Origin of the sequence: Enterobacter cloacae complex sp. I1M, from assembly GCF_014982425.1 — a bacterium.
Lineage (GTDB): Bacteria > Pseudomonadota > Gammaproteobacteria > Enterobacterales > Enterobacteriaceae > Enterobacter > Enterobacter intestinihominis.
In genome coordinates this window covers 88,577-100,918 of sequence record NZ_JADCLG010000024.1, presented here as the reverse complement: position 1 = coordinate 100,918, position 12,342 = coordinate 88,577, and the positions used below count along the sequence as shown (strand labels likewise).

Sequence of the window (12,342 nt, the reverse complement as noted above, 5' to 3'; positions counted from 1 at the left end):
CAGACCCGAGGGGGATAACATGTACGGCGCAAAAGGCACGCAGGCCTACGCAAAGATAGAAGTTGAAAGCGCGGTGATGAGCGCCAGCCAGCAGCAGCTGGTAATCATGCTATTTGATGGAGCCCTCAGCGCGCTGGTACGCGCGCGTCTGTTCCTGGCAGACGGTAATATTCCTGCTAAAGGGCTGGCGCTCTCAAAAGCCATCAACATTATCGAAAACGGGCTGAAGGTTGGCCTGGTGGAAAATAACGGTGATGAGCTTACGCAAAACCTGATTGCCCTTTATGCCTATATGGTACGTCGCCTCCTGCACGCCAACGTGAATAACGACGCCAGCGCCATCGAAGAGGTGGAAAACCTGCTGCGCAATATCGCTGACGGGTGGAAGGAGGTTGCCGGTACGCCACAACTGATGCAGGACGCCGTCTAATGAGTAACGCACCGCAACTTTATGCCCTTTATCAGCAACTCCTTGAGCAGAGCCAGTTGATGTTGCGACTGGCGCGGCAGGGACTATGGGATGATCTGATCATCTGTGAAACCGACTATGTTAATGCGGTGCACTCACTGGCTCGTCTCACTCAGGAAAGTGAACCTTCGATGCAGATTCAGGAGCAGCTTCGCCCGACGCTGCGGGTGATCCTGGACAACGAAGGCCAGGTAAAAACATTGCTGCAAGCCAGAATGGATGAGCTGGCGAAGCTGGTTGGGCAATCCTCCATCCAGAAAACCGTTCTCTCCACCTACGGTAATCAGGGCGGTCATGTCCTTGTTCCGCAAAGTAATAGCGATATTAATTAGCCATTTAACTGGCGGGCAAGCGTTAACCGTTTCGTTCGCCAGGCATTTCTGCCAAACCTGCTCCATACTTGAGTTTCGCGACCTCATGGAGATGGTGCATGCGCAACCCAACACTTTTACAATGTTTTCACTGGTACTACCCCACCGGCGGTGAATTGTGGCGAGAAGTCACGGCATTAGCCCCCAACCTGAACGAAATCGGCATCAATATGGTCTGGTTACCCCCGGCCTACAAAGGCGCATCCGGCGGCTATTCCGTCGGGTATGACTCTTATGACCTTTTCGACCTCGGTGAGTTTGACCAGAAAGGCAGCGTCGCCACCAAATACGGCGATAAAGCCCAACTGCTGGAGGCCATCAACGCCTTAAAAAGCAACCAGATTGCGGTGCTTCTGGACGTGGTGGTCAACCATAAAATGGGGGCCGATGAAAAGGAACCCGTCCGCGTGCAACGCGTGGATGCTCAGGATCGCACCCAAATCAGCGATGAGATCATCGAATGTGAAGCCTGGACGCGCTACACCTTCCCCGTTCGGGCCGGGCAGTATTCGCAGTTCATCTGGGATTACAAATGCTTTAGCGGTATCGACCACATTGAAAATCCCAGTGAGGACGGTATCTTCAAAATCGTGAACGACTACACCGGCGAAGGCTGGAACGATCAGGTCGACGACGAGATGGGCAATTTCGATTACCTGATGGGCGAAAATATTGATTTTCGCAACCACGCGGTGACGGAAGAGATCAAATACTGGGCGCGCTGGGTGATGGAGCAAACCCACTGCGACGGCTTCCGCCTGGACGCGGTAAAGCACATCCCGGCCTGGTTCTATAAAGAGTGGATTGAGCACGTCCAGGAGGTGGCCCCGCAGCCGCTGTTTATCGTGGCGGAATACTGGTCTCACGAAGTGGATAAATTGCAGCATTACATCGATCAGGTAGACGGCAAGACCATGCTGTTTGATGCACCGCTGCAAATGAAATTTCACGAGGCGTCACGCCAGGGCCGCGACTACGATATGAGCCAGATTTTCACCGGTACGCTGGTGGAAGCCGATCCGTTCCATGCCGTGACGCTGGTGGCCAACCACGACACCCAACCCTTGCAGGCGCTGGAAGCCCCGGTTGAAGCCTGGTTCAAACCGCTGGCGTACGCGCTCATCCTGCTGCGTGAAAACGGCGTGCCGAGCGTGTTCTACCCGGATCTTTTTGGCGCCAGCTATGACGACACCGGCGGGGATGGCGAGACGTATCACATCGATATGCCGGTGATTGAACAGCTCCACGAGCTGATCCTCGCCCGGCAGCGTTTTGCCCACGGCGTGCAAACCCTCTTTTTCGATCATCCAAACTGCATTGCGTTTAGCCGCAGCGGGACAGAGGAGCACCCGGGCTGTGTGGTGGTGCTGTCGAATGGTGATAACGGTGAGAAGACGATCTGCCTCGGCGAGAATTACGGCAATAAGACCTGGCGGGATTTTTTAGGCAACCGCGAGGAAACCGTGACCACGGCGGCGGATGGCGAAGGGACGTTCTTCTGTAACGGGGGAAGCGTCAGCGTCTGGGTGATTGAAGACGCGCTGTAGTACGGGAAAGGTGCGGCCTGATGCCCTCACCCCGACCCTTTCCCACAGGGAGAGATATCCCCAGTAATTTGAAAGCAGAAGCAATAACGTTGCCTTCATAATAACTGAGGACTTTCAGCGATGCCCTGGTCCGGCTGTAAATCGCCGAAGCGTTTCCGTAAGGCCGGGGCGAGGCGCAGGGAAGCGCCGAGAGGGCGTGGCCTGCATGGATGCAGGCTCATGCCCGACCCGATAGCCTGAAGGAAAAAGCTGAGGGTACCGCGAAGCGGCGATTTTCCGCCGGGAGCCCGGGTCGCCAGGGTGGTGGCGACTGAGCCACTCTGGCACGTTCACCGCTCATGTCGCGACAGAGTAGCAAGGAACACAAAGTTAACGGAATGACCACCAGAGCCGTATGTTCCCCCTCACCCCAGCCCTCTCCCTCCAGGGAGAGGGGGCCGACGGTGAAGGCATTATTTTGTGGAGATCCCTCAGACCACGGGTAGAGGGCGCAAACTCCAAAACGGTTACGGAAGCTTACTCTCCAGCGGATTCTTGCTCAGGTAATCTGCGCATTCCACCGTTGGGCGGTCAACCTTGTACAGTTCCATGCCGTCATACTCCAGCGCCGCCCCATCACGATCGAGCGGATAGACGTCTCGTTTTTCGGTCACGTTATAATAATCATCTGAACGCAGCATGATCTTACCCGGCACCGCGATAACGCGCTGCCACTGACGGCAGTCCAGGGTATCACCCTCTGGCGTCACCACCAGCGTGGCAATCGCCTCCGGGCTCACCATCGCGCTCTGCGGCCCTTTCGACTGCCAGTAACCTGCCAGATGCGAAGGTGCCGGATGCTTAACCACTTCCTGATAGTTTTCGACCTGAACGCATCCCGCTAACGTCAGCATTGCAGCCACAATTGCTACTTTTTTCATCATCTTTCCTGCATGCGAAGAAAAAAATATTGTGGCATTAAAGCCATCAGGCTGCCAGCGTAAGATTGGAAGGTTTCACACCTGCATCGACATCACGTCCTGATACGCCGACACCAGCTTGTTACGCACCTGCAACCCCATCTGCAATGACACCGACGCTTTTTGCAGATCGGCCATCACATCGTTGAGCGCCACGCCGGGTTCACCGAGGGTAAATCTCTCAGCCTGGGTACGGGCCGCGTTTTGCTTATCGCTGATCCGGTCCAGCGCCGCATGCAGTTGACCGGCGAAGCTAATGCCCTGCGGCTGGTCAGTTACGCTCTGATTACGGGCGGTCATCGCCGTTGCCTGTAACTGACTGAGTACCCCTTCAATGCCCTGTATAGCCATGACTCTCCCCTGGATGGTTTTTTACGAGGTCAAGACTAACAGCTTGTCAATAAGATAATGGCGGTAAATAGCGTTAAAAAACCAGGTTATTTGACGCATAGAAAATCCCGATTCATCAAATAATGGCAGGGCCATCAGTATGGAACTTTTGTCGTGTTTGCCGACCCGGGAGTCAGTTTTGTTTCTCTACACGAATAACGTAAACCACCAGGATTTAAGAGGTGCGCAATGAGTGCGACAGCAGCATCGACAGCGCCGCAGAATAAATCACTCGAGTGGATGAACCGCCTTCGCGCCAACCCTAAGATCCCGTTGATTGTGGCAGGCGCTGCCGCCATTGCGATCGTTGTCGCGATGGTCTTATGGGCAAAAAGCCCGGATTACCGCACGCTCTACAGCAACCTTTCCGACCAGGATGGCGGTGCCATCGTCACCCAGCTGACCCAGATGAACATCCCGTATCGCTTTGCCGATAACGGCGGTGCGCTTGAAGTGCCGGCAGATAAAGTGCACGAGCTTCGCCTGCGTCTCGCCCAGCAGGGGCTGCCGAAAGGCGGCGCGGTTGGGTTTGAACTGCTGGATCAGGAAAAATTCGGCATCAGCCAGTTCAGCGAGCAGGTTAACTACCAGCGCGCGCTGGAAGGTGAGCTGGCCCGTACGATTGAAACCTTAGGCCCGGTGAAAAGTGCCCGCGTGCACCTGGCGATGCCTAAGCCGTCCCTGTTTGTCCGCGAACAAAAGTCCCCTTCTGCCTCTGTGACGGTTAACCTCGAACCTGGCCGTGCGCTGGATGAAGGGCAGATCAGCGCCGTCACGCACCTGGTCTCCAGTGCGGTAGCCGGTCTGCCGCCGGGTAACGTTACGCTGGTGGATCAGAGCGGTCACCTGCTGACGCAGTCCAACACCGCCGGGCGCGATCTCAACGACGCCCAGCTGAAATACGCTGCCGACGTGGAAGGCCGTCTCCAGCGTCGCATCGAAGCGATTCTGGGCCCGGTGGTGGGCAACAGCAACGTGCATGCGCAGGTCACCGCGCAGATTGATTTCTCGAATAAAGAACAGACCGAAGAGCAGTACGCCCCGAACGGGGATGCTTCTCGCGCCGTGTTACGCTCGCGTCAGATCAATGAGACGGAACAGGTCGGTGGCCAGTATCCTGGCGGTGTGCCGGGTGCGCTCTCTAACCAGCCTGCGCCTGCCAACGCCGCGCCAATCTCCACGCCGCCGGCCAACCCGCAGAACGGTCAGCAAACGAATCAGCAGACGACCTCGACCGCGAACAGTGCCGGCCCGCGTAACAGCAGCCGTAACGAAACGACCAACTACGAAGTCGACCGGACTATCCGCCATACCAAACTGAACACGGGCGATATTCAGCGTCTCTCTGTTGCCGTGGTGGTGAACTACAAAACGCTGCCGGACGGTAAACCGCTGCCGCTCACGGCGGAGCAGATGAAGCAGATCGAAGATTTGACCCGCGAAGCGATGGGCTTCTCTGAAAAACGTGGCGATACCCTCAACGTTGTGAACTCACCGTTCAACCCGGTGGATGAGACCGGTGGCGAACTGCCGTTCTGGCAACAGCAGGCGTTCTTCGATCAGCTGATGTCCGCAGGCCGCTGGCTGCTGGTGCTGATTGTCGCGTGGCTGCTGTGGCGTAAGGGTGTCCGTCCTCAGCTTCAGCGTCGCGCTGAAGCCGAAAAAGCCGCGCTGGAACAGAAGAACGCGCGTCCGGACGAGGAAGAAGCGGTTGAAGTTCGTCTCAGCAAAGATGAACAGATGCAGCAGCGCCGTGCTAACCAGCGTATGGGCGCAGAGGTGATGAGCCAGCGCATTCGCGAAATGTCAGATAACGATCCGCGCGTCGTCGCGCTGGTCATCCGCGGTTGGATGGGTAACGAACATGAGTAATACGCTTACAGGCACCGATAAGAGCGTCATCCTGCTGATGACCATTGGCGAAGATCGCGCGGCGGAGGTGTTTAAACACCTCTCTCAGCGAGAAGTGCAGATCCTCAGCGCGGCGATGGCCAACGTGCGCCAGATCTCCAACAAGCAACTGACCGAAGTGCTGGCGGAGTTTGAGCAGGAAGCCGAGCAGTTTGCTGCGCTCAACGTCAACGCCAACGAATACCTGCGCTCCGTGCTGGTTAAGGCGCTGGGCGAAGAGCGCGCCGCCAGCCTGCTGGAAGATATTCTCGAAACGCGCGACACCGCCAGCGGGATCGAAACGCTCAACTTTATGGAACCGCAAAGCGCCGCCGATCTTATTCGCGACGAGCACCCGCAGATTATCGCCACCATTCTGGTCCACCTCAAACGGGGCCAGGCGGCCGATATTCTGGCGCTGTTCGACGAGCGCTTGCGCCACGACGTGATGCTGCGTATCGCCACCTTCGGCGGCGTCCAGCCAGCCGCGTTGGCGGAGCTGACCGAAGTGCTGAACAACCTGCTCGACGGCCAGAACCTCAAGCGCAGCAAAATGGGCGGCGTGAGAACGGCAGCGGAAATCATCAACCTGATGAAAACGCAGCAGGAAGAGGCGGTTATTACGGCGGTGCGCGAGTTCGACGGCGAACTGGCGCAGAAAATTATCGACGAGATGTTCCTGTTCGAAAACCTGGTCGAAGTGGACGATCGCAGCATCCAGCGCCTGCTTCAGGAAGTGGATTCGGAGTCCCTGCTTATCGCCCTCAAAGGCGCCGAGCAGCCGCTGCGCGAGAAGTTCCTGCGCAACATGTCCCAGCGTGCGGCCGATATCCTGCGCGACGACCTGGCCAACCGTGGCCCGGTGCGTTTGTCTCAGGTGGAGAACGAACAGAAAGCGATCCTGCTTATTGTTCGTCGTCTGGCAGAAACCGGCGAGATGGTGATTGGCAGCGGAGACGACACCTATGTCTGATGAACTGTCGTGGAAGCGCTGGACGCCTGACGACCTCTCCCCTCCCACCGCAGAGTTCACCCCTGCCATAGTGTCGTCCGATGAGGGCGACGCCGGGGCGGGCGTGCCCGAGCTGAGTGAAGAGGAACAGCGCGCCCAGATGCTGGCCCAGATGCAAATGCAGGCGCACGAGCAGGGCTTCAACGCCGGGATGAACGAAGGCCGTCAGACCGGGCACGCACAGGGTTATCAGGAAGGGCTGGCGAAAGGTTTAGAGCAGGGCATTGAGCAGGCGCGCCAGCAGCAGGCGCCGCTACATGCCCGCATGCAGCAGCTGGTGAGCGAGTTTCAGCACACGCTGGATGCGCTCGACAGCGTGATTGCCTCGCGCCTGATGCAGATGGCGCTGGAGGCGGCCCGTCAGGTGATCGGCCAGACGCCGGTCGTGGATAACGCCGCGCTGATTAAGCAAATCCAGGGGCTGCTCCAGCAGGAGCCGCTGTTCAGCGGCAAACCGCAGCTGCGCGTGCATCCTGATGATTTGCAGCGCGTGGAAGAGAGCCTCGGCGCGACGCTGAGCCTGCACGGCTGGCGGTTGCGCGGCGATCCGTCGCTCCATCACGGAGGCTGTAAGGTCTCGGCGGATGAGGGCGATCTGGATGCCAGCGTCGCGACCCGCTGGCAGGAACTGTGCCGCCTGGCGGCACCGGGAGTCGTCTGATGACCGCTCGCCTTACGCGCTGGCTTAACACGCTCGATAATTTTGAAACGAAGATGGCGCAGCTGCCATCCGTTCGTCGTTATGGACGCCTGACGCGTGCCACCGGTCTGGTCCTGGAAGCCACGGGTCTGCAACTTCCGCTCGGCGCCACCTGCGTGATTGAGCGTCAGGACGGGAGTGAGACGCGTGAAGTGGAAAGTGAAGTGGTCGGGTTTAACGGCCAGCGACTGTTTCTGATGCCCCTTGAGGAAGTGGAAGGGATTTTGCCCGGCGCCCGCGTCTACGCAAAAAACATCAGCGGTGACGGCCTGCAAAGCGGCAAACAGCTTCCGCTCGGTCCGGCGCTGCTGGGCCGCGTGCTGGACGGGAGCGGCAAACCGCTCGATGGCCTGCCCTCCCCTGATACCACCGAAACCGGCGCGCTGATCACCCAACCCTTTAACCCGCTGCAACGCACGCCAATCGAGCACGTACTGGATACCGGCGTGCGGCCGATTAACGCCCTGCTCACCGTGGGACGCGGCCAGCGTATGGGGCTGTTTGCCGGCTCCGGCGTGGGTAAATCGGTCCTGCTCGGCATGATGGCGCGTTATACCCAGGCGGACGTTATCGTCGTCGGCCTGATTGGTGAGCGTGGTCGCGAAGTCAAAGATTTCATCGAAAACATTCTTGGTGCGGAGGGTCGCGCCCGCTCGGTGGTGATCGCCGCCCCGGCGGACGTATCGCCGCTGCTGCGTATGCAGGGTGCCGCCTACGCCACGCGTATCGCGGAAGATTTCCGCGACCGGGGCCAGCACGTGCTGCTGATTATGGACTCCCTGACCCGCTACGCGATGGCGCAGCGTGAGATTGCGCTGGCCATCGGCGAGCCGCCCGCGACCAAAGGTTACCCGCCGTCGGTCTTCGCCAAGCTCCCGGCGTTGGTTGAGCGCGCGGGGAACGGCATCAGCGGCGGAGGCTCCATCACCGCGTTCTATACGGTACTGACCGAAGGCGATGACCAGCAGGACCCGATTGCCGACTCCGCGCGCGCGATCCTCGACGGCCATATCGTGCTGTCGCGCCGTCTGGCCGAAGCCGGGCACTACCCGGCGATTGATATTGAAGCGTCGATCAGCCGTGCGATGACGGCCTTGATCACCGAACAACACTACGCCCGCGTGCGTAACTTCAAACAACTGCTCTCCAGCTTCCAGCGCAACCGCGATCTGGTAAGCGTCGGGGCGTACGCCAAAGGCAGCGATCCGATGCTCGATAAAGCGATTGCCCTGTGGCCGCAGCTGGAGGCATTTCTGCAACAGGGTATTTTTGAACGCGCCGACTGGGAAGATTCCCTCCAGGCACTGGAGCTGATTTTCCCGCAGGTGTAACACAGGTGGAGGGCGAAGGTCATGGCGCAGAACAGCGCGTTATCAACGCTGAAAGATCTGGCTGAAAAAGAAGTTGATGATGCCGCATTGCAACTTGGCGCAATGCGACGCGGGTGCCAGCAGGCTGAAGAACAGTTGAAGATGTTAATCGACTATCAGCATGAATATCGCACCAACCTTAACACCGACATGACGCAGGGCATTGGTAGCCAGCGCTGGATTAACTATCAGCAGTTTATCCAGACGCTGGAAAAGGCGATTGAGCAGCATCGCCAGCAGCTTAACCAGTGGACGCAAAAAGTCGATACCGCGCTGAATTTCTGGCGCGAGAAAAAACAGCGGTTGCAGGCCTGGCAAACCTTACAGGACCGGCAGATTGCAGCCTCGACCCTGGCGGAAAACCGTCTGGATCAGAAAAAAATGGATGAGTTTGCCCAGCGCGCATCAATGAGGAAACCAGAATGATCACACTGCAACAACTGCTGATGACCGACAGCGACCCGTCCGGCGGCACGCTGACCGGAAAAGGCGCTGAGGGCGCGCAAGATTTTCTCTCTCTGCTGGCGGGCGCGCTGACCGAGACCACCGGCAAAGGCAAAGATGCTCCGCTGACGCTGGCCGATCTGAAAGCGGCGGGAAGCAAGCTGTCGACAGCGGCACAGGAAAAAAACGGTGATACCACGCTCCAGGCCAAAATCGCCGAGCTGCTCTCGCGCCAGGAGACCCTGACTGATGAAGATACCGCCGTCTCCCTGCAAAGCCTCGTCTCCGGCCTGAAACCCGCAGCGAATACGGATGCGCTGAAGGCGCTGACCCGGACGGATGCGAAAGCAAACAGCGAGACCACGACTGAAGAAGAGGAGCTGGCCGGGTTAAGCGCGCTGATGGCGATGTTACCGCACCAGCAGACTACCACCCCAATGGCGACGCAGCCAGCAAGCACCGGGGAGGTCGCCCCCCGTGCCGCCCTCCCCTCTGCGCTAGCCCAGACGGACAACGGCCAGCATCAGCCACTTAGCCATGCGTTAACGGGTCAGGAAAAAACGTCGGTTCAGGACAGCGACACGTCGCTGCCCGCCACTGCAGCCGTTACGCCAGCTGTTGCCGCCGTCGCGGAGAAGCAGGACGTAGTGAGCACGGCGTCGTCTGTCGCCAGCCCAACCGCGACGCTGGCACCGATCATCAGTCACCTGGCAACCCCCCAGTCTGCCGCTACCGTTGCGACCGCGCCGGTGTTAAGCCAGCCGCTGGGCACGCACGAATGGCAGCAGAATCTAAGCCAGCACATCACCCTGTTCACCAGACAGGGCCAACAGACCGCAGAGCTACGCCTGCACCCGGAAGATCTGGGTCAGGTGCAAATTTCGCTTAAGCTGGATGACAACCAGGCGCAGTTGCAGATGGTTTCGCCCCACAGCCACGTTCGTGCGGCGCTGGAAGCGGCCCTGCCGATCCTGCGCACGCAGCTTGCGGAAAACGGCATACAGCTTTCCCAAAGCAGCGTCAGCAGCGAAGGCTTTGCCGGGCAGCAGCAATCTTCATCCGGGCAACAACAGCACGCTTCGCGTTCAGGCCAGCATGGCGGGTTTAACGAGGAGAGCGAAGAGTTATTGCCTGCCCCTGCCGCCCTGCAATCCGCCGCGCGCGGCAGCCGTGCCGTAGACATCTTTGCCTAAACGCCAGAGGTAACGTGATTATCCCCGTCTTTTCCACGCTTTGACCTAAGCCGGACACGGGATAATCACCGTATTAAGCTGTACCGAAACAGGAAGCTCGTATCAGATGACAGACTCCGCTATCACCAAAAAAAGCAAGCGTTCCATCTGGATCCCGCTGCTGGTGTTGATTACCCTCGCGGCCTGCGCCACCGCAGGCTACAGTTACTGGCGTATGCAGCAGGAACCCTCCAGCGCAGCCGCCAAAGCTGAAGCGCCGCCTCCACCGGCGCCGGTCTTCTACCCGCTGGATACGTTCACCGTGAACCTCGGCGATGCGGATCGCGTGCTTTACGTGGGCATTACGCTGCGTCTGAAAGATGAAGCGACCCGTGCACGTCTGAACGACTACCTGCCAGAAGTGCGTAGCCGTCTGCTGCTGCTGTTTTCTCGTCAGGATGCCTCCGCGCTCGCCACCGATGTGGGCAAGCAAAAGCTGGTCGATGCGATCAAACAGACGCTGGCGACCCCGCTGGTCAACGGCCAACCTAAGCAGGAAGTCACTGACGTTCTGTATACAGCCTTCATTCTGCGGTAACGACATGGGCGACAGTATTCTTTCTCAGGCAGAAATCGATGCGCTGCTCAATGGCGACAGCGATAAGAGTGACGATCCGAAGCCGGGTCTGACCGGCGACGATAATATTCGTCCCTACGATCCCAATACCCAGCGTCGCGTGGTGCGCGAGCGTTTACAGGCGCTGGAGATCATCAATGAACGTTTCGCACGTCAGTTCCGAATGGGGCTGTTTAACCTGCTGCGTCGTAGCCCGGATATCACCGTCGGTGCGATCCGCATTCAGCCGTATCATGAGTTTGCCCGCAACCTGCCGGTGCCAACCAACCTTAACCTGATCCATCTGAAACCGCTGCGCGGTACCGGCCTGGTAGTGTTCTCGCCAAGCCTGGTGTTCATCGCAGTGGACAACCTGTTCGGTGGCGATGGCCGTTTCCCGACCAAAGTGGAAGGCCGCGAGTTTACCCATACCGAACAGCGCGTGATTAACCGCATGCTGAAGCTGGCGCTGGAATCCTACAGCGACGCGTGGAAAGCGATTAACCCGCTGGAAGTGGAGTACGTGCGTTCCGAGATGCAGGTGAAGTTTACCAACATCACCACCTCACCGAATGACATCGTGGTGAACACCCCGTTCCACGTCGAGATCGGCAACCTGACGGGCGAGTTCAACATCTGCCTGCCGTTCAGCATGATTGAACCGCTGCGCGAACTGCTGGTGAACCCGCCGCTGGAGAACTCACGCCATGAAGATCAGAACTGGCGTGAGAACCTGGTGCGCCAGGTTCAGCACTCGCAGCTGGAGCTGGTGGCTAACTTTGCCGACATCTCCATGCGGTTATCGCAGATCCTGAAATTACAATCCGGCGACGTTTTGCCGATAGATAAACCCGACCGCATTATTGCCCATGTAGATGGCGTACCCGTGCTGACAAGCCAGTACGGCACAATTAACGGCCAGTATGCGTTACGCGTTGAGCACTTGATCAACCCGATTTTGAATTCGCTGAATGAGGAACAGCCCAAATGAGTGACATGAACAATCCGTCCGATGAAAACAGCGGAGCACTGGACGATCTGTGGGCTGACGCGTTAAACGAGCAAAAAACGACGCCGACGAAAAGCGCGGCAGACGCGGTCTTCCAGCAGTTAGGCGGCGGCGACGTCAGCGGGACGTTACAGGACATCGACCTGATTATGGACATTCCGGTCAAGCTGACCGTTGAGCTGGGCCGCACCCGCATGACTATTAAAGAGCTGCTGCGCCTGACGCAGGGTTCCGTGGTAGCCCTGGACGGTTTAGCGGGTGAGCCACTGGATATTCTGATCAACGGCTACCTGATTGCACAGGGCGAAGTAGTGGTGGTGGCCGATAAATACGGCGTACGTATCACCGACATCATTACCCCTTCCGAACGTATGCGTCGCCTGAGCCGTTAAG

At 58.4% G+C, this 12,342-nt stretch carries 14 protein-coding genes; 12 read left to right on the top strand and 2 right to left on the bottom strand.

What is annotated here, in order from left to right:
* Positions 1–19 precede the first annotated feature (19 nt).
* The 3 genes from fliS to amyA all read left to right on the top strand — a co-directional run bounded on the left by fliS (position 20) and on the right by amyA (position 2,387).
* Positions 20–430, top strand: a complete 411-nt coding sequence (gene fliS, locus INF86_RS15840; RefSeq protein ID WP_003859616.1) for a flagellar export chaperone FliS — start codon at positions 20–22, stop codon at positions 428–430.
* A complete protein-coding gene (gene fliT / locus INF86_RS15835) occupies positions 430–801 on the top strand; it encodes a flagella biosynthesis regulatory protein FliT (protein WP_006811148.1) in 372 nt (123 codons plus the stop codon). The genes fliS and fliT overlap by 1 nt, the downstream gene beginning before the upstream one ends.
* Before the next feature lie 98 nt (positions 802–899).
* A complete protein-coding gene (gene amyA / locus INF86_RS15830; protein WP_193543704.1) occupies positions 900–2,387 on the top strand; it encodes an alpha-amylase in 1,488 nt (495 codons plus the stop codon).
* A gap of 506 nt (positions 2,388–2,893) precedes the next feature.
* On the opposite strand, the gene yedD is transcribed toward amyA, so the two are convergent.
* A complete protein-coding gene (gene yedD, locus INF86_RS15825) occupies positions 2,894–3,307 on the bottom strand; it encodes a lipoprotein YedD (RefSeq protein ID WP_022648547.1) in 414 nt (137 codons plus the stop codon).
* A gap of 75 nt (positions 3,308–3,382) precedes the next feature.
* Complete coding sequence (gene fliE, locus INF86_RS15820) at positions 3,383–3,697, bottom strand: flagellar hook-basal body complex protein FliE (RefSeq protein ID WP_022648548.1); 315 nt, start codon at positions 3,695–3,697, stop codon at positions 3,383–3,385.
* A gap of 228 nt (positions 3,698–3,925) precedes the next feature.
* Here fliE and fliF point away from each other — a divergent pair, with 228 nt between their 5' ends.
* The 9 genes from fliF to fliN all read left to right on the top strand — a co-directional run bounded on the left by fliF (position 3,926) and on the right by fliN (position 12,341).
* Positions 3,926–5,608, top strand: a complete 1,683-nt coding sequence (gene fliF / locus INF86_RS15815) for a flagellar basal-body MS-ring/collar protein FliF (protein ID WP_022648549.1) — start codon at positions 3,926–3,928, stop codon at positions 5,606–5,608.
* Positions 5,601–6,599 carry a flagellar motor switch protein FliG gene (gene fliG, locus INF86_RS15810; protein ID WP_003859608.1) on the top strand — a complete coding sequence of 333 codons (999 nt, stop codon included), beginning with the start codon at positions 5,601–5,603 and terminating at the stop codon, positions 6,597–6,599. Before fliF ends, fliG begins: the two co-directional genes overlap by 8 nt.
* Positions 6,592–7,299, top strand: coding sequence for a flagellar assembly protein FliH (gene fliH / locus INF86_RS15805; RefSeq protein WP_022648550.1), 708 nt, complete (start codon positions 6,592–6,594; stop codon positions 7,297–7,299). The genes fliG and fliH overlap by 8 nt, the downstream gene beginning before the upstream one ends.
* Positions 7,299–8,669, top strand: coding sequence for a flagellar protein export ATPase FliI (gene fliI, locus INF86_RS15800; protein ID WP_032624018.1), 1,371 nt, complete (start codon positions 7,299–7,301; stop codon positions 8,667–8,669). Before fliH ends, fliI begins: the two co-directional genes overlap by 1 nt.
* A 21-nt stretch (positions 8,670–8,690) precedes the next feature.
* The gene (gene fliJ / locus INF86_RS15795; RefSeq protein WP_006811155.1) at positions 8,691–9,134 is read left to right on the top strand and encodes a flagellar export protein FliJ; all 444 of its coding nucleotides are present in this window, start codon (positions 8,691–8,693) and stop codon (positions 9,132–9,134) included.
* A complete protein-coding gene (gene fliK, locus INF86_RS15790) occupies positions 9,131–10,345 on the top strand; it encodes a flagellar hook length control protein FliK (RefSeq protein ID WP_193543703.1) in 1,215 nt (404 codons plus the stop codon). Before fliJ ends, fliK begins: the two co-directional genes overlap by 4 nt.
* 106 nt (positions 10,346–10,451) lie before the next feature.
* Complete coding sequence (gene fliL, locus INF86_RS15785; RefSeq protein WP_003859598.1) at positions 10,452–10,922, top strand: flagellar basal body-associated protein FliL; 471 nt, start codon at positions 10,452–10,454, stop codon at positions 10,920–10,922.
* A 4-nt stretch (positions 10,923–10,926) separates the two neighbouring features.
* A complete protein-coding gene (gene fliM / locus INF86_RS15780) occupies positions 10,927–11,931 on the top strand; it encodes a flagellar motor switch protein FliM (protein ID WP_193543702.1) in 1,005 nt (334 codons plus the stop codon).
* Positions 11,928–12,341, top strand: a complete 414-nt coding sequence (gene fliN / locus INF86_RS15775) for a flagellar motor switch protein FliN (protein ID WP_003859592.1) — start codon at positions 11,928–11,930, stop codon at positions 12,339–12,341. The genes fliM and fliN overlap by 4 nt, the downstream gene beginning before the upstream one ends.
* Position 12,342: the final 1 nt, after the last annotated feature.

Excerpts from the sequence above, each read along its gene's own strand:
- fliS (WP_003859616.1), top strand. The coding sequence starts at position 20 with ATGTACGGCGCAAAAGGCACGCAGGCCTACGCAAAGATAGAAGTTGAA.
- fliT (WP_006811148.1), top strand. The coding sequence starts at position 430 with ATGAGTAACGCACCGCAACTTTATGCCCTTTATCAGCAACTCCTTGAG.
- amyA (WP_193543704.1), top strand. The coding sequence starts at position 900 with ATGCGCAACCCAACACTTTTACAATGTTTTCACTGGTACTACCCCACC.
- yedD (WP_022648547.1), bottom strand. The coding sequence starts at position 3,307 with ATGAAAAAAGTAGCAATTGTGGCTGCAATGCTGACGTTAGCGGGATGC.
- fliE (WP_022648548.1), bottom strand. The coding sequence starts at position 3,697 with ATGGCTATACAGGGCATTGAAGGGGTACTCAGTCAGTTACAGGCAACG.
- fliF (WP_022648549.1), top strand. The coding sequence starts at position 3,926 with ATGAGTGCGACAGCAGCATCGACAGCGCCGCAGAATAAATCACTCGAG.
- fliG (WP_003859608.1), top strand. The coding sequence starts at position 5,601 with ATGAGTAATACGCTTACAGGCACCGATAAGAGCGTCATCCTGCTGATG.
- fliH (WP_022648550.1), top strand. The coding sequence starts at position 6,592 with ATGTCTGATGAACTGTCGTGGAAGCGCTGGACGCCTGACGACCTCTCC.
- fliI (WP_032624018.1), top strand. The coding sequence starts at position 7,299 with ATGACCGCTCGCCTTACGCGCTGGCTTAACACGCTCGATAATTTTGAA.
- fliJ (WP_006811155.1), top strand. The coding sequence starts at position 8,691 with ATGGCGCAGAACAGCGCGTTATCAACGCTGAAAGATCTGGCTGAAAAA.
- fliK (WP_193543703.1), top strand. The coding sequence starts at position 9,131 with ATGATCACACTGCAACAACTGCTGATGACCGACAGCGACCCGTCCGGC.
- fliL (WP_003859598.1), top strand. The coding sequence starts at position 10,452 with ATGACAGACTCCGCTATCACCAAAAAAAGCAAGCGTTCCATCTGGATC.
- fliM (WP_193543702.1), top strand. The coding sequence starts at position 10,927 with ATGGGCGACAGTATTCTTTCTCAGGCAGAAATCGATGCGCTGCTCAAT.
- fliN (WP_003859592.1), top strand. The coding sequence starts at position 11,928 with ATGAGTGACATGAACAATCCGTCCGATGAAAACAGCGGAGCACTGGAC.